The sequence below is a fragment of the Dactylosporangium roseum genome, assembly GCF_025264685.1.
GTDB classification, from domain to species: Bacteria; Actinomycetota; Actinomycetes; order Mycobacteriales; family Micromonosporaceae; genus Dactylosporangium; species Dactylosporangium roseum.
Genome location: NZ_CP073721.1, coordinates 7,341,497 through 7,356,644, shown reverse-complemented (window position 1 = coordinate 7,356,644; position 15,148 = coordinate 7,341,497). Strand labels below are relative to the sequence as shown.

General features: G+C 67.8%; 15 protein-coding genes and 3 tRNA genes. All 18 read left to right on the top strand.

Annotation, left to right across the window (positions count from 1 at the left end):
* The first annotated feature begins 40 nt into the window (after nt 1-40).
* Nucleotides 41-256 carry a hypothetical protein gene (locus tag Drose_RS34525; protein WP_260725414.1) on the top strand — a complete coding sequence of 72 codons (216 nt, stop codon included), beginning with the start codon at nt 41-43 and terminating at the stop codon, nt 254-256.
* Between the two features lie 216 nt (nt 257-472).
* A complete protein-coding gene (locus tag Drose_RS34520) occupies nt 473-688 on the top strand; it encodes a hypothetical protein (RefSeq protein ID WP_260725413.1) in 216 nt (71 codons plus the stop codon).
* A gap of 54 nt (nt 689-742) precedes the next feature.
* On the top strand, nt 743-3,280 hold the full coding sequence (locus tag Drose_RS34515) for a putative bifunctional diguanylate cyclase/phosphodiesterase (RefSeq protein WP_260725412.1): 2,538 nt from the start codon (nt 743-745) through the stop codon (nt 3,278-3,280).
* 90 nt (nt 3,281-3,370) lie between these two features.
* Nucleotides 3,371-3,443: transfer RNA gene (locus Drose_RS34510), tRNA-Thr, on the top strand.
* Between the two features lie 32 nt (nt 3,444-3,475).
* Nucleotides 3,476-3,548: transfer RNA gene (locus Drose_RS34505), tRNA-Met, on the top strand.
* A gap of 98 nt (nt 3,549-3,646) precedes the next feature.
* Nucleotides 3,647-3,814, top strand: a complete 168-nt coding sequence (gene rpmG, locus Drose_RS34500; RefSeq protein WP_260725411.1) for a 50S ribosomal protein L33 — start codon at nt 3,647-3,649, stop codon at nt 3,812-3,814.
* A 698-nt stretch (nt 3,815-4,512) separates the two neighbouring features.
* A complete protein-coding gene (locus tag Drose_RS34495; protein ID WP_260725410.1) occupies nt 4,513-4,959 on the top strand; it encodes a MaoC family dehydratase N-terminal domain-containing protein in 447 nt (148 codons plus the stop codon).
* A gap of 1 nt (nt 4,960) precedes the next feature.
* Nucleotides 4,961-5,362 carry a MaoC/PaaZ C-terminal domain-containing protein gene (locus Drose_RS34490; RefSeq protein ID WP_260725409.1) on the top strand — a complete coding sequence of 134 codons (402 nt, stop codon included), beginning with the start codon at nt 4,961-4,963 and terminating at the stop codon, nt 5,360-5,362.
* Nucleotides 5,363-5,467: 105 nt separating this feature from the next.
* Nucleotides 5,468-5,540 (top strand) — tRNA-Trp (locus tag Drose_RS34485).
* Between the two features lie 299 nt (nt 5,541-5,839).
* Nucleotides 5,840-6,313, top strand: coding sequence for a preprotein translocase subunit SecE (gene secE / locus Drose_RS34480; protein WP_260725408.1), 474 nt, complete (start codon nt 5,840-5,842; stop codon nt 6,311-6,313).
* Nucleotides 6,314-6,498: 185 nt separating this feature from the next.
* Entirely contained in the window at nt 6,499-7,131 is a 633-nt protein-coding gene (gene nusG, locus Drose_RS34475; RefSeq protein ID WP_390891470.1) for a transcription termination/antitermination protein NusG, read from the top strand.
* Nucleotides 7,132-7,233: 102 nt separating this feature from the next.
* Nucleotides 7,234-7,665, top strand: coding sequence for a 50S ribosomal protein L11 (gene rplK, locus Drose_RS34470; RefSeq protein ID WP_260725407.1), 432 nt, complete (start codon nt 7,234-7,236; stop codon nt 7,663-7,665).
* A gap of 68 nt (nt 7,666-7,733) precedes the next feature.
* Nucleotides 7,734-8,453, top strand: coding sequence for a 50S ribosomal protein L1 (rplA, locus tag Drose_RS34465; RefSeq protein WP_260725406.1), 720 nt, complete (start codon nt 7,734-7,736; stop codon nt 8,451-8,453).
* A 55-nt stretch (nt 8,454-8,508) separates the two neighbouring features.
* Entirely contained in the window at nt 8,509-9,237 is a 729-nt protein-coding gene (locus Drose_RS34460; RefSeq protein ID WP_260725405.1) for an ATP-binding cassette domain-containing protein, read from the top strand.
* Nucleotides 9,234-9,926, top strand: coding sequence for a hypothetical protein (locus Drose_RS34455; RefSeq protein WP_260725404.1), 693 nt, complete (start codon nt 9,234-9,236; stop codon nt 9,924-9,926). The genes Drose_RS34460 and Drose_RS34455 overlap by 4 nt, the downstream gene beginning before the upstream one ends.
* A 252-nt stretch (nt 9,927-10,178) precedes the next feature.
* Nucleotides 10,179-10,727: a 50S ribosomal protein L10 gene (rplJ, locus tag Drose_RS34450; RefSeq protein WP_259859822.1), complete on the top strand. Its 549-nt coding sequence runs from the start codon at nt 10,179-10,181 to the stop codon at nt 10,725-10,727.
* A gap of 42 nt (nt 10,728-10,769) precedes the next feature.
* On the top strand, nt 10,770-11,156 hold the full coding sequence (gene rplL, locus Drose_RS34445; protein WP_260725403.1) for a 50S ribosomal protein L7/L12: 387 nt from the start codon (nt 10,770-10,772) through the stop codon (nt 11,154-11,156).
* A gap of 541 nt (nt 11,157-11,697) precedes the next feature.
* Nucleotides 11,698-15,126, top strand: a complete 3,429-nt coding sequence (rpoB, locus tag Drose_RS34440) for a DNA-directed RNA polymerase subunit beta (protein WP_260725402.1) — start codon at nt 11,698-11,700, stop codon at nt 15,124-15,126.
* Nucleotides 15,127-15,148 lie beyond the last annotated feature (22 nt).

The following is a 15,148-nucleotide window of genomic DNA, read 5'->3' as shown; positions in this document are numbered from 1 at the left end:
CGGACCCAAAATTGTCGTACACCAGTTCTAAGATGGTCCCATGAACTCGAGGCAGTGGTGGAACGGGCGCTGGTCGCGGCTGGTGCGGCGGGACGTCTTCGTGCGCAACGCGGCGGGTGACAGGTGGCAGGTCGAGCTGCGGCGTGGTGGGCCGGACGGGCGGGTGCGCACCCGGACGTTCGACTCGCGGGCGGCGGCCGTCGAGTGGGTGGAGTCCACCGTGCTGGACCCTGGGTCCGGATGGCGGGAGGTCTGACCGCCCCGACTCCCTGGGCCTCGGAAAAGTTGCCCAGGAGGGGCGTCCGACGGGCGGCTATAGCCGATTCGCCAGAGTTGAAATCGGCCGAAAGGTCGATTCTTCCGCGGGAGCGCGTCATCCTGGCCGTCGCACTGTTGGTAGGTGCGTGGGCTGTGGCACGATCGTGGGTAACCAAACCGGACCAGGTGTCACTGCAACGCATGGGAGCGACTGATGCGCGACAAGATGCTCGGCCGGTGGATGTTCCGTCTGGCGGTGACAATGGGCGTGAGTACCGCCGCCCTTGGTGTCTCTGCACTGTCGGCGCATGCCGCCGACGTTTCGCCGGCCCGGTTCACTGCGATCCCGGGTGCGGTGAAGATCATCGGTGGGACGCCCATCGGTCAGCAGGACCACCTCTACGTGACCGAGGACTATAGCTGGGACTGACGCATCGGTCGTTCGGCTGACCGTGGCCCTGTGCCCGGGCGATTGGGGAATGGGGTGCCAGCTCCGAAGAGGCCGGTCAGCCGAACCGACCGCCATGCCTGGCTGATCACCGGGCCGCTGTTCGTCCTGGGCGTGCTGCTCTCGCTCCCGGTGATCTTCTCCGACGAGGTCAAGGCGCTCGATCACGACATCCAGTTCGTGCCGGTGCTGCTGCTGCTCGCCGTGCTCGCAACGCACATGCAGCTACGGTTCGACGTGCGGCGGCAGGGGCTCGTCGCCCACCTGAACGACATCCCGGTCCTGCTCACGCTGTTCTACCTGTCGCCGCTGCTCGCCGTCGCCGTGCGGCTGGTCGCCGGCCTGATCTGGAGTGTGTCGACCGCCCGGCTCGATCCGCACAAGGTCACTTTCAACGCGGCGGGCCACATCGCCAGCGTGGCCGCGGCCAATCTCGTCGTTCTCCAGTTACGTCTCGGCGAGGCCGGTGACCCGTGGACGTGGTTCGTGCTCGGCGCGGCGATCGTCGCGGGCAACATCGTCTCCTTGACGGCGATCTCGGGCGTCATGGCGGTGCTGCAAGGGCCGGCCTACCTTCCGCAGTTCCTGCGCACGGCGGTGCCCACGTTCGCGGTCGTGGGCGTCAACATCGTCATCGGCCTGGTCATGCTGCTGACGCTCCACGCGAGCAAGTGGGCGAGCATCCTGCTGGTCGCACTGGCGGCGGTGCTCGCCGTCGCCTATCGGGCATATGCGCAGTTCCTCCGGCAGCACAAGAGCCTCACCGAGATGTACGCGCTGACCCGGGACGTCGCGACCACCAACCACGACGGGACCCTGCCCGACGTGCTCCTCGCCCGGGTCCGCGCGCTGCTGGCGGCCGACTCCGCGACGCTGTGGGTGCCCGCGCAGGGGCGGCACCAGGAGGTGCTGCTCTCCGCCCGGTTCGACTACCAGGGCCTGCTCGACAACGCGCCGACGCCCGATCTGTTCCGCCAGGTGGTGATGCGGACCGGCGGGACGGTCGCGGTCGGGCCGAAGATCGGCGACGCGGAGCTGCGCTCGGTGCTGCAGGACGCCGGGGTGAAGGACATCATCGTGGTGCCGCTGCGCTCCAGCGGTGTGACGGTCGGCACGCTCGAGGTCGCCGGTCGGCTGGGGGAGCGCACCGCCTTCGGCATCGAGGACCAGCAGTTGCTGGAGACGCTGTCCGCGCACGTCGGCGTGGCGGTCGAGAACAGCCGCCTGGTCGACCGGTTGCAATACGACGCCAACCATGACGCGCTGACCGGGCTCGCCAACCGGCGCCGGATGCTGGAGGCGCTCGGCGAGGCGATGACCGGCCGCGGGCCCCGCGAGGTCGTCGCGGTCCTGCTCTTCGACGTCGTCGCGTTGCGCCAGGTCAACGACTCGCTCGGGCATGCCGCCGGCGACAAGGTGCTCGCCGAGGTCGCCCGGCGGCTGCGTGGCCTGGCCCCGCAGGGAGCCCTGGTGGCGCGGGTCGGCGACGACGAGTTCGCGGTCGAGCTGCGCACCGCCACCGCCGACGCTGCGCTGACGGTCGCCGACACCCTGCGCGCCGGCCTGCGGGACCGGATGGTGATCGAGATGCTGACCATCGACATCGACACCAACGTCGGTGTCTCGATCTATCCCGACCACGGCGCGGAGCCCGAGGTGCTCCTCCAGCGGGCGCACGTGGCGACCCACGCCGCCAAGTCCCGCGGGGTCGTCCAACTGTTCAACGCCGGGCTGCAGTCCAGGTCGGTCCGCCGGGTCGGGCTCGCCGCCGACCTCCAGGCGGCCCTGACATCCAGTGAGCTCGAGGTGTACTTCCAGCCGAAGGTCGCCCTGAAGGACCGCCGGCTGGTCGGCGTCGAGTGCCTCGCCCGCTGGGAGCACCCGGTGCACGGCCAGGTGGCGCCGCCCGACTTCGTGGCCGTCGCGGAGCACACCGGCCAACTGGCCCGGCTCAACGGCGTGGTCCTGCGCGAGGGTGTCCGGCGGGCCCGGGAGTGGGCCGACGCCGGCCGCCCGCTGTCGGTGGCCGTCAACCTCTCGGCGCGGACCCTGAGTGACGCCGACCTGCCGTTGCAGATCTCCGAGCTGCTCGACGAGCACGGCGTGCCCGCCGACCGGCTCATCCTGGAGATCTCCGAGGAAGAGGAGCTGCTGAGCGGCGGGCGGAGCCTGTCGGCGCTCCGCCGGCTCCGTGACCTCGGTGTCCGGCTCTCCGTCGACGACTTCGGCGCAGGGAGCGTGTCATTCGCCGACCTCAGCCGCCTGCCGGTGCAGGAGGTCAAGATCGATCGTACGTTCGTGCAGGGCATGGCCACGTCGCCGAGCGATCTCGCGATCGTGCGCACGATCGTCGACATGGCCGGTCACTTCGGCCTCGCGGTCGTCGCCGAGGGAGTCGAGAGCGAGCTGACGCTGGGGCTGCTCGAGGACATGAGCTGCGACATGGGGCAGGGATTCCTGTTCAGTCGCGCGTTGCCGTACGACCGCTTCGAGTCCTGGCTCCAGGTGCAGACGGACGCCGATCCGACCGTCGCCCCGGCGGGGGAAGTTCGCTGGTTACGGGCCGTTCCGTAGGCAAGCAACCCAAAGTGGGGAACTCGATTTCGTGGCTGGGCGGGGGCCGTGTACGCTTAGCGGGCGCATGTGCGGGAACGCATCAGACGCGCCCCCTTAGCTCAGTCGGCAGAGCGTCTCCATGGTAAGGAGAAGGTCTACGGTTCGATTCCGTAAGGGGGCTCGAGACCGGGCTTGAGGCATCGAGTCCGCCGCGGCGGTGTAGCTCAGATGGCAGAGCAAGCGGCTCATAATCGCTGTGTCGCCGGTTCAAGTCCGGCCACCGCTACAGAGGCACCATAGGACGCCCACTTGGGCGTCCGTCTGTGTGAGCCGCTATGCTGGTTCGCTGGATCTGACTCCCCGCTTGAAGGAAGGCACTTCGCCATGGCCAAGGCGACCGACGTTCGTCCGAAGATCACGCTGGCGTGCACGGAGTGCAAAGAGCGCAACTACATCACCAAGAAGAACCGCCGTAACGACCCGGACCGCATCGAGCTGAAGAAGTTCTGCCCGCGCGAGGGTAAGCACACCATCCACCGCGAGACCCGGTAGTCGTTCGACGACTGTACGAACAGCGCCCCTGCCGCCGGCCGGGGTGCTGTTCGTTTGCGTGGCTGAGCGGTCGTTCGGGCCGCTGGACGCGCCTGGGGGTGATCCGCACCGCCGCGCCGGGCCGCCGCGCCGGGCCGCCGGGTCACGCTGGGCCGGTCGCGCGGCAGCGGTGGATGCGGTGGTGGTCGCGCGTTCCGTGCCGCCCAATCTCATGATCATGGGAAAGATCTGGCTATCGGGGCAGCCACATCTTTCCTATGATCATGAGATTGGGCGGCGTGGCGGCGGATTGTGGTGGAACGTGTGCCGGCCGGCGCACCCCGGCGGCGACACCTCCGAGCCCTGCGCCCGAATTGCCGGCCATGGCCGGATTGGCAAGGGATCGTCGGGCTGAGCTTCGCGGCCATGTGCCCTGACGGCCAAATCTTTCCCATGATCTATCAAGGAACCGCTCGATCCGGAACGCGACGGTGCGCAACGCGGAGGTTGTGCGGGCGGTCGCGTGGCCTTGGGTCCCAAGCCCCGAACGGTTTCATGTCATGAGTCGCCGGATCGGTGGAGCTGCGCGCGACCATGAGCCGGCCTCGACATCACCCGCACGTGTGAACGGCCACCCGGTCGACAGTCACCCGGCCATCGGGTGGCAGGGTGGAAGACTGTTGCGAGCGCACGGGCGGCGGCCGGGTAAGTTGCACACCATGCCGTTGGATCAGTCGTACCTGGGCCGGGTGTTCCCGCCGACCCCGCCGTATGAGGTGGGCCGCGAGAAGATCCGGGAGTTCGCCGACGCCGTCTTCGCCGCCGATCCGGTGCACCGCGATCTCGCCGAAGCGCGCGCCAAGGGGTACGCCGACGTCATTGCCCCGCCGACGTTCGCGATCATTCTCAGCCAGAACGCCGGCCAGCAACTCGTCGACGACGAGGCCTTCGGCATGGACTACAGCCGGGTCGTGCACGGCGGGCAGACGTTTCGATACGAGCGCCCGATCGTCGCCGGTGACCATCTCATCACGGTCATGACCGTGGAGGAGATCAGCAGCCGTGCGGGGCACGACTTCCTGACGACCCGCCACGAGGTGTCGACCGTGGACGGTGAGGCCGTCGTGACCATCTGGACCAGGCTCGTGATCCGAGGGGAAGGCTGAGATGCAGATCGGCACCGAGTTTCCGCCCCAGACCTTCCAGGTCACGCGCGCCGACCTGGTCCGCTACGCCGGCGCGTCCGGCGACTTCAACCCCATCCACTGGAGCGACCGGGTCGCCACCTCGGTCGGCCTGCCCGGAGTGATCGCCCACGGCATGCTCACCATGGCGCTCGCCGGCCAGGCGGTCGCCCGCTGGGTGGGCGGCACCGCGTCGATCGTCGAATACTCCACCCGGTTCGCCAACCCGGTGGTCGTCCCCGACGACGACAAGGGCACCGAGGTCGTGGTGACCGGTGTCGTGAAGAAGCAGCTCGAGGACGGGTTGATGCAGATCGACATCGCCGCGACCTGCCGCGGGGAAAAAGTCCTGGGAGCCGCGAAGGCACTCGTTAGAGGTCGGTAGAGGGGGGTGGTTGGGAAACTCCGACCCGAACCCGTACACTGGTCCGCCGTGGGGTGAGGAACCCGACATCAGGCTTGCCCGATGTCGTTGTTTCGATCTTCACGAAGGGGTGTGGCGCAATTGGTAGCGCAGCGGTCTCCAAAACCGCAGGTTGCAGGTTCGAGTCCTGTCGCCCCTGCGCCGAAGGCCTGACCTGGGTCTCGTGCGCCCGATCCGCAGATCGGGACGACGACCGCAGCGGTCACGGTTCGTCCTACCGCGTGCCGCCGGCTCCATGCCGGTGGTCCGGCTAGGTCGAGACCGTCGGTCGTGCGATCGAGACCGGTGGTTCTGCGGTCGCGGGCCGGTGGTCCTGTGGGTGCGACCCACAGCACTGCGGGCGGCGACCGGTGGTCCTGCTGGGTCGCAAAAGGCCCGGGGTCTTGCCGTCGGTTGTGCACGGACCGAGCACTCGCGAGATCACGGAAGAGGGCGAAAGTGGCCGAACGCAGGCGACGCGGGACCGACCCCGCCGACGATCGCCGTGAAGAGGAGCTCAGCGCCGAAGACGCCGCCATCGAGGAAGAGTTCGCCGAAGAGCTGGACGACCTCGACACCGCCGACGTCGATGAGGAGCTCGACGACGCCGACAGCGACACCGCGCGCGCGACGAAGAACGGCCGTGTCAAGGACACCAAGTCCAAGGACCTGAAGACCAAGGACCTGGACAAGAAGAAGACCAAGGACAAAGAGGGCCGCTCCGACAACATCTTCGTGCGGCTCATCAACTTCATCCGCGAGGTCGTCGCCGAGCTGCGTAAGGTTATCTGGCCGACCCGCAAGGAGCTGACCACTTACACCCTCGTGGTGGTGGTGTTCGTGATCGTTATGCTCGCGATCGTCGCCGGGCTCGACTACGGCTTCGCCAAGGCGGTGCTCTGGGCGTTCGGCAACGGCGGCGCTGACGAGTAACGCTCGAAAGAGCAGAACGAGCGGCCGGCGACCAGATGAGCCGGACGGGGCGGCGCGGGGGCGACAGCCCGCGGCGGGCGCCGGTAGCGCCAACGGGGCGCGGACAGAAGACGGAAGTGAGCAGCGTGCAGGAATTCGACGAGACGCCCGGGACCGACGACGAGCAGCACGAGGAAACGTCGACGGTGTTGACGGCTGCCACTGCGAACGTGGCGACCGACACCGAGGACCCTGTCGCCGAGCTGCGTGCCGCACTGCGTTTCGCGCCCGGCGACTGGTACGTGGTGCACTCCTACGCCGGTTACGAGAACAAGGTCAAGACCAATCTCGAGACCCGGATCACGAGCCTCGACATGGAGGAGTACATCTACCAGGTCGAGGTCCCGACTCGTGAAGAGGTCGAGATCAAGAACGGCAAGCGCACCCAGGTGCAGAACAAGGTCTTTCCGGGCTACATCCTGGTCCGGATGGAGCTGACCCCGGAGTCGTATTCCTGCGTGCGCAACACGCCGGGTGTCACCGGCTTCGTGGGTGCGACCGACCGCGCCGACCGCCCGGCGCCCCTGTCGCTCGACGAGGTCCTGAAGTGGCTGGCCCCGGCCGTGCAGCAGGAGGGCAAGAAGCCCGGAAAGCCTGAGGTCAAGGTCCTCGACTTCGAGGTCGGCGACTCGGTCACCGTCACCGACGGCGCCTTCGCCTCGCTACAGGCGACGATCAGCGAGATCAACGCCGACCAGCAGAAGCTGAAGGTGCTGGTATCGATCTTCGGTCGTGAGACCCCGGTCGAGCTCAACTTCAACCAGGTCACGAAGATCTAATTCCACTGCGGTAAGCTTGAGCGTCCGGCCCGAAATGCCGGGCGCTCACGCGTGCGTGAAAACAGCACGAACCAATTCCAGCCCAGGAAGACGAAAGCAGCCATGCCTCCGAAGAAGAAGCTCGTCAAGACCTTCACGCTTCAGTTGCCGGCAGGCCAGGCCACCCCGGCGCCGCCGGTCGGCCCCGCCCTCGGTCAGCACGGTGTGAACATCATGGAGTTCGTCAAGGCGTACAACGCCCAGACGGAGTCCCAGCGCGGTGACATCATCCCGGCGCAGATCAGCGTCTACGAGGACCGGACTTTCACGTTCGTCCTCAAGACCCCGCCCGCCGCCCGCCTGCTGCTCAAGGCCGCCGGTGTAGCCAAGGGTTCCGGCGTGCCGCAGCGGGACAAGGTCGGCTCGATCACCAAGGCCCAGTTGCGTGAGGTCGCCGAGAAGAAGATGTCCGACCTCAACGCCAACGACATCGAAGAGGCCGAGAAGATCATCGCCGGCACCGCCCGTTCCATGGGCATCGTCGTCAAGGACTGACACCGGATCACGTGGGAGGGCGACCCATCGGGGTGCCCGCACGATCACCACAGGAGTGAAGAGCCAGAATGTCGCAGCACGGTAAGAACTACCGCAAGGTCGTCGAGCTCGTCGACCGCAACGCGCTGTACAGCCCCGCCGCCGCCGTCAAGCTCGCCAAGCAGACGTCGACCGTCAAGTTCGACCCCACCGTCGAGGTGGCCATGCGTCTGGGCGTCGACCCGCGCAAGGCCGACCAGATGGTCCGCGGCACGGTGAACCTGCCGCACGGCACCGGCAAGACCGCCCGCGTCATCGTCTTCGCGCAGGGCGCCAAGGCCGCCGAGGCCGAGGCCGCCGGCGCCGACGCCGTGGGCACCGATGACCTCGTCGCCCGGATCCAGGAAGGCTGGCTGGAGTTCGACGCGGCGATCGCGACGCCCGACCAGATGGCCAAGATCGGCCGGATCGCGCGGATCCTGGGCCCGCGCGGCCTGATGCCGAACCCGAAGACGGGCACGGTCACGATGGACGTCACCAAGGCGGTCAACGAGATCAAGGGTGGCAAGATCACCTATCGCGTCGACAAGCACTCGAACCTGCACCTGATCATCGGCAAGGCCAGCTTCACCGATCAGCAGCTCGTCGAGAACTACGCCGCGGTCCTCGAAGAGGTCAACCGGGCCAAGCCTTCGGCGGCCAAGGGCAAGTACCTCAAGAAGATCTTCATCACCACCACCATGGGTCCGGGCATCCCGGTCGACCCGAACCGCACGCGCAACCTCCTCGAGGACGACGCCGCGGAGTAACCTCGCAAGACCAGCGGGACAACACGGGACAGCGTGTCTATGGCACGCTGTCCCGGTGCTGTTGCAGGACGTCTGGTTCCGATACGGCCGAAAGGCGCCTTGGACGCTGCGCGGCGTCGGCCTGCGCCTGCCGCCGGGTGAGGTGGCCGTCGTCGAGGGCCCCAACGGGGCCGGCAAGTCGACGCTGCTTCAGGTCGTAGCGGGCATCCTGCGCCCGAGCCGTGGCACGATCAGCGACCGGCCGGCCGTGGTCGGGTGGGTGCCGGAGCGCTTCCCCGCCGATCAGCCGTTCACCGCTCGTACGCATCTGCGCCACACGGCGGCGATCCGCGGCCTCGACGGCACCGCGGACATCGAGCGGTGGGCACACCGGCTGCACTTCACCAACTTCCTCGACGTGCGGCTGAGCCGGCTGTCGAAAGGCTCCGCGCAGAAGGTCGGCCTGGTCCAGGCCCTGCTCGCACCGCCCGGCCTTCTGGTGCTCGACGAGCCGTGGGAGGGACTCGACGCACAGACCCGCGAGCAGGTGCCCGGCATCGTCGCGGAGGTCGTCGAGCGCGGAGGATCGGTGCTGGTCAGTGACCATCTCGGCGAAGTCGCGCGACTGCCGCACGCGCGCCGCTGGTATGTCCGCGACGGCGAGGTCGCCGAGGGCGAGCGGCTCGCCGGTCGGCAGGTGATCGAGGTGGCGGTGGCGTCCGCGGACGCGCTGGCCGCCGTCGCGCGGTTGCGCGCCGAGGGCTTTGACATCGTGGGTGTACGTGACGAGGCCGCGATCCGATGACCGCCCTGGTTCGCATGCGACTGGCCGGCTTCGTGCAGACCGGACGGGCCGCCGCCCCGCTGCTGGCGGCGCTGGTGGTGCTCTCGGTGCTCTACGGCGGCGGGCAGGCGCAGGCCGGTGAGGCCTACGGGGTCTCCGCCGCGGTCCTGTTCGCGGTCCTCGCCTGGCAGACGAAGATCCTCCTCGACGTCGAGCCCGACGTGCAGCGGCGGCTGAGCCGCGTGGCGGCCGGTGGCGCCGGCAGGGAGATCGCCGCAGGGGTCGTGGCGGCGGCCCTGGCCGGCCTCCCGTTCATCTTGATCGCGCTGGTCCTGCCGTGGGCGGTGGGCGGCGTGACGGGTCCGGAGAAGGCCGGCGACCCCTCGCTCGGTGAAGGCGTCGCGCTCGGCGTCTGGGCCCATCTGCTGCTCCTGCTGCCGGCGGTGGCGCTGGGTGCCCTGGCCAGCCGTGCGGCGGCCGGCCAGACGGCCCGCGGCCTGGCGGTCCTCGTCGGCGGGGTGGTGCTGGCGATCGTCCTCGGCCTGAAAAGCTCACCGGCACCGTGGCTCGCGCCCCCGGTGATGGCGACCGCCCGGGAAACGGTCGGCGGCGCGGACCTGGCGGCCGTGGCCGTGGCGACCGGCTGGGGCGTCCTGTGGACCGCGGTAGCCATCAGCGTTCATGCGAGGTTGCGGCTGAGCCGGCCGTAATTTGGCCGTACCGATTCCGCCATGTATAAATGGAGCGAAACCCGAAGACCGCTGGTCACATCTCCCTGCCGACAGGCGGGCGATGTCGAAGGTCCCGCATCAACGCGGGCGACCCGCGCAGGGCCGCGACAAAGCGAACGTCGGCGCCACTGTGCGCCCTCCGAAGCCCCGTGCGCCCCTGCGCCGGGGCGTTTTTCGTTGCTGCGGATCGCCGGCAGGTGACCAGCACCGAAGCAAGGAGAGAGGAGGGACATGGCGGACAAGCCGGTTCGAGACGACAAGGCCACCGCGGTCGCGGAGCTCACCGAGGCCTTCCGTGGTTCGACGGCCACCGTGCTGACCGAGTACCGCGGCCTGACCGTGGCGCAGCTCAAGACCTTGCGCCGCAGCCTGGGCCGTGAGACCACGTACGCCGTCGCGAAGAACACGCTCGCGAAGCGTGCCGCGACGGACGCTGGCATCAGCGGTCTCGACGATTTGTTCACCGGTCCTACCGCGCTCGCCTTCGTCTCCGGCGACCCGGTCGAGGCGGCGAAGGGCCTGCGCGAGTTCGCGAAGGCCCACCCGCTGCTCGTCATCAAGGGCGGCGTGTTCGAAGGCAAGGCCATCAGCGCGGACGAGGTCCGTCGCCTGGCCGACCTCGAGTCTCGTGAGGTGCTGCTGGCCAAGCTGGCCGGCGCCATGAAGGGCAGCCTCAGCAAGGCCGCGGCGCTGTTCCAGGCGCCGCTGTCCAAGACGGCCCGCACCGTGGCGGCTCTGCAGGAAAAGCGCGAGAAGGAATCCGGCGGCGCGGCCGAATAGGCCGGTGCCCCACATCACACTTTCTGAAAGGAACCCGCCACCATGGCGAAGCTGAGCAGCCAGGAACTCCTCGACGCGTTCAAGGAGATGACCCTCATCGAGCTCTCCGAGTTCGTGAAGGAGTTCGAGACCACCTTCGACGTCACCGCTGCCGCCCCCGTCGCGATTGCCGCGGCCGGCCCGGTCGGTGCCGCCGCTGCCCCCGAGGTCGAGGAGCAGAGCGAGTTCGACGTCGTCCTCGAGAGTGACGGCGGCAAGAAGATTCAGGTCATCAAGGTCGTGCGTGAGCTGACCGGCCTGGGCCTGAAGGAGGCCAAGGACCTCGTCGAGGCCGCACCGAAGCCGGTCCTGGAGAAGGCCAACAAGGAGAGCGCCGACAAGGCCAAGGCGAAGCTCGAGGCCGAGGGCGCCAAGGTCACCCTCAAGTAATCTGGCCCATCGCCGGAAGGGCGGCCGCCGGAATTCCGGCGGCCGCCCTCACGTTTGCCGGACGGGTCCGAGGTGTAAGGACCCAAGATCTAGGGGTGTCGACCACAACACTTAGTGGTTGGAGTGCGAGATATCTGTCATGGTGCCCCGACGCGCGTGGGAACCCTTGACGCGATGACCAGCGGCCAGGCACGCTAATCAGGCACTGCCTTCCGCGGACGCGGCGGCCAGCGGCCCGACCGATGCGCTCCGGCCCTTCTTGGGTTCGGCTCTGAGCGCCTCGACTGGTGAAGCCGCAGGCCACGGCCGACGCGAGCGGCTCGGCCGGTGAGGAAACGATCTTCGGGAAAAGATCGTTTGAAACATCGTGCACGAGACCGCTCGACAGCGGTTAGCCTTTCGGCTACACTGCTAGTTTGCGCTGTCTTCTGACTTCACCTCTGGCTTGAGGGGCCTCTTTGTGGGCACCCTTGACGCTGGGGGTCGTCAGGCTGCACGCGAAACGGCCTGTCTGCACCACCGGTCCTCGGAAGGACGCATCTTGGCAGCTTCCCGCCCTGCGAAGACCAGTCAATCGAGCGCTTTCGCTCCCCGCCGGATCTCCTTCGGCAGGATCACCGAACACCTTGAGGTTCCCAACCTCCTTGCGATCCAAACCGACTCGTTCGACTGGTTGGTTGGCAACGAGAATTGGCAGAGCCGCTCGGCCGGTGATCCGCACGCCCGCTCGGGGCTTGCGGAGATCCTTGACGAGATCAGTCCCATTGAGGACTTCTCCGGCACGATGTCACTGTCGTTCTCTTCGCCGCGCTTCGACGAGGTCAAGGCCCCGATCGAGGAGTGCAAGGAGAAGGACCTCACCTACTGCGCGCCGCTGTTCGTGACGGCGGAGTTCACCAACCACACCACTGGCGAGATCAAGAGCCAGACGGTGTTCATGGGTGACTTCCCGATGATGACGCCCAAGGGCACGTTCATCATCAACGGCACCGAGCGCGTCGTGGTGAGCCAGCTCGTCCGATCCCCGGGCGTGTACTTCGACAAGCAGCCAGACAAGACCTCCGACCGCGACCTCACCAGCGTCAAGGTGATCCCGAGCCGGGGCGCCTGGCTGGAGTTCGACATCGACAAGCGCGACACCGTCGGTGTCCGCATCGACCGCAAGCGCCGGCAGGCGGTCACTGTCCTGCTCAAGGCCATCGGCTGGTCGGCCGAGCGCATCCGTGAGAAGTTCGGCTGGTCCGAGCTCATGATGACCACGCTCGAGAAGGACCACATCGCCGGTCAGGACGAGGCGCTGCTGGACATCTACCGCAAGCTGCGGCCGGGTGAGCCGCCGACGCGGGAGAACGCCCAGAACCTGCTGGACAACCTCTTCTTCAACCCGAAGCGATACGACGTCGCCAAGGTTGGTCGATACAAGTTCAACAAGAAGCTCGAACTGGACGTCCAGATCACCCAGGGCGTGCTCACCGAAGAGGACATCGTCGCCACGGTCGAGTACCTCTGCCGGCTCCACACCGGCGAAGAGGGCTACGAGGCCGACGACATCGACCACTTCGGCAACCGGCGCCTGCGCACGGTCGGCGAGCTCATCCAGAACCAGGTCCGCGTGGGCCTGTCCCGGATGGAGCGCGTCGTGCGCGAGCGCATGACCACGCAGGACGTCGAGGCGATCACGCCGCAGACCCTGATCAACATCCGCCCCGTCGTTGCGGCGATCAAGGAGTTCTTCGGCACGTCGCAGCTATCCCAGTTCATGGACCAGACCAACCCGCTGGCGGGCCTGACCCACCGGCGCCGGCTGAGCGCGCTCGGCCCGGGTGGTCTGTCGCGTGAGCGGGCCGGCTTCGAGGTCCGTGACGTGCACCCGTCGCACTACGGCCGCATGTGCCCGATCGAGACCCCCGAGGGTCCGAACATCGGTCTCATCGGCGCGCTGTCGACGTTCGCGCGCGTCAACCCGTTCGGGTTTGTCGAGACGCCGTACCGCAAGGTGGTCGACGGCCGGGTGACCGACCAGATCGACTACCTGACGGCTGACGAGGAGGACCGGTTCGTCAAGGCGCAGGCCAACGCTCCGCTGAAGAGCGACGGCACCTTCGCCGAGGACCGCATCCTCGTCCGGCGAAAGGGCGGTGAGGTCGACAACGTCCCCGCCGACCAGGTCGACTACATGGACGTCTCACCGCGGCAGATGACCTCGGTCGCCACCGCGATGATCCCGTTCCTCGAGCACGACGACGCCAACCGGGCACTGATGGGCGCCAACATGCAGCGCCAGGCCGTGCCGCTGGTCAAGGCCGAGTCGCCGCTCGTCGGCACCGGCATGGAATACCGCGCCGCCGTCGACGCCGGTGACGTGGTCGTGGCCGAGGTGGGCGGCGTGGTCGAGGACATGTGCGCCGACTACATCACGATCCACCAGGACGACGGCCACCGCCGGACGTACCTCCTGCACAAGTTCCGCCGCTCCAACTCCGGATCCTGCGTCAACCAGAAGCCGGTGATCTTCGAGGGCGACCGGGTCGAGGCGGGTCAGGTCATCGCCGACGGTCCGTGCACCGACGAGGGCGAGATGGCCCTCGGGCGCAACCTGCTCGTGGCGTTCATGCCGTGGGAGGGTCACAACTACGAAGACGCGATCATCCTGTCCCAGAAGCTGGTGCAGAACGACGTCCTCACCTCGATCCACATCGAGGAGCACGAGGTCGACGCCCGCGACACCAAGCTGGGGCCGGAGGAGATCACCCGCGACATCCCGAACGTCAGCGAGGAGATGCTCGCCGACCTCGACGAGCGGGGGATCATCCGGATCGGCGCCGAGGTCACGACCGGCGACATTCTCGTCGGCAAGGTCACGCCCAAGGGCGAGACGGAGCTGACCCCGGAGGAGCGGCTGCTCCGCGCGATCTTCGGCGAGAAGGCCCGCGAGGTGCGCGACACCAGCCTCAAGGTGCCGCACGGCGAGACCGGCACGGTCATCGGCGTCCGGACCTTCAGCCGCGAGGACGGCGACGAGCTGTCCCCGGGCGTCAACGAGCTGGTCCGCGTCTACGTGGCTCAGAAGCGGAAGATCCAGGACGGCGACAAGCTCGCCGGCCGCCACGGCAACAAGGGCGTCATCTCGAAGATCCTTCCGGTCGAGGACATGCCGTTCCTCGAGGACGGCACGCCCGTCGACATCGTTCTCAACCCTCTCGGTGTGCCCAGCCGTATGAACATCGGCCAGGTGCTGGAGACCCACCTCGGGTGGGTGGCCAAGACCGGCTGGAAGATCGACGGTGAGGACGCCGACTGGAAGCGCGCGCTGAAGGCCATCAACGCGGGGGAGTCCGAGCCGGACACCAACGTGGCGACCCCGGTCTTCGACGGCGCCAAGGAGGAGGAGATCGCCGGCCTGCTGAGCAGCACGCTGCCCAACCGGGACGGCAACCAGCTCATCGGGGCGAGCGGAAAGGCGCGGCTGTTCGACGGTCGCTCCGGCGAGCCGCTGCCCGACCCGATCGCGGTGGGCTACATCTACATCCTCAAGCTCAACCACCTGGTCGACGACAAGATCCACGCTCGCTCCACCGGGCCGTACTCGATGATCACCCAGCAGCCGCTGGGCGGTAAGGCGCAGTTCGGTGGCCAGCGCTTCGGTGAGATGGAGTGCTGGGCCATGCAGGCCTACGGCGCGGCCTACGCACTGCAGGAGCTGCTGACGATCAAGTCCGACGACGTCCTCGGACGCGTCAAGGTCTACGAGGCGATCGTCAAGGGCGAGAACATCCCGGAACCGGGTATCCCGGAGTCCTTCAAGGTGCTCCTCAAGGAGCTGCAGTCGCTGTGCCTGAACGTCGAGGTGCTCTCCAGCGACGGTGTGGCCCTCGAGATGCGCGAGACGGACGACGAGGTGTTCCGCGCCGCCGAGGAGTTGGGCATCGACCTCTCGCGGCGCGAGCCGAGCAGCGTCGAGGAAGTGTGATTCGTGGGCGGCGTCGGTCCAA

Coding starts and splice junctions, on each gene's coding strand:
- Drose_RS34525 (WP_260725414.1), top strand. CDS start 41: ATGAACTCGAGGCAGTGGTGGAACGGGCGCTGGTCGCGGCTGGTGCGG.
- rplA (WP_260725406.1), top strand. CDS start 7,734: ATGTCGCAGCACGGTAAGAACTACCGCAAGGTCGTCGAGCTCGTCGAC.
- Drose_RS34455 (WP_260725404.1), top strand. CDS start 9,234: ATGACCGCCCTGGTTCGCATGCGACTGGCCGGCTTCGTGCAGACCGGA.
- Drose_RS34490 (WP_260725409.1), top strand. CDS start 4,961: ATGCAGATCGGCACCGAGTTTCCGCCCCAGACCTTCCAGGTCACGCGC.
- rpmG (WP_260725411.1), top strand. CDS start 3,647: ATGGCCAAGGCGACCGACGTTCGTCCGAAGATCACGCTGGCGTGCACG.
- rplJ (WP_259859822.1), top strand. CDS start 10,179: ATGGCGGACAAGCCGGTTCGAGACGACAAGGCCACCGCGGTCGCGGAG.
- rplL (WP_260725403.1), top strand. CDS start 10,770: ATGGCGAAGCTGAGCAGCCAGGAACTCCTCGACGCGTTCAAGGAGATG.
- rplK (WP_260725407.1), top strand. CDS start 7,234: ATGCCTCCGAAGAAGAAGCTCGTCAAGACCTTCACGCTTCAGTTGCCG.
- Drose_RS34520 (WP_260725413.1), top strand. CDS start 473: ATGCGCGACAAGATGCTCGGCCGGTGGATGTTCCGTCTGGCGGTGACA.
- Drose_RS34495 (WP_260725410.1), top strand. CDS start 4,513: ATGCCGTTGGATCAGTCGTACCTGGGCCGGGTGTTCCCGCCGACCCCG.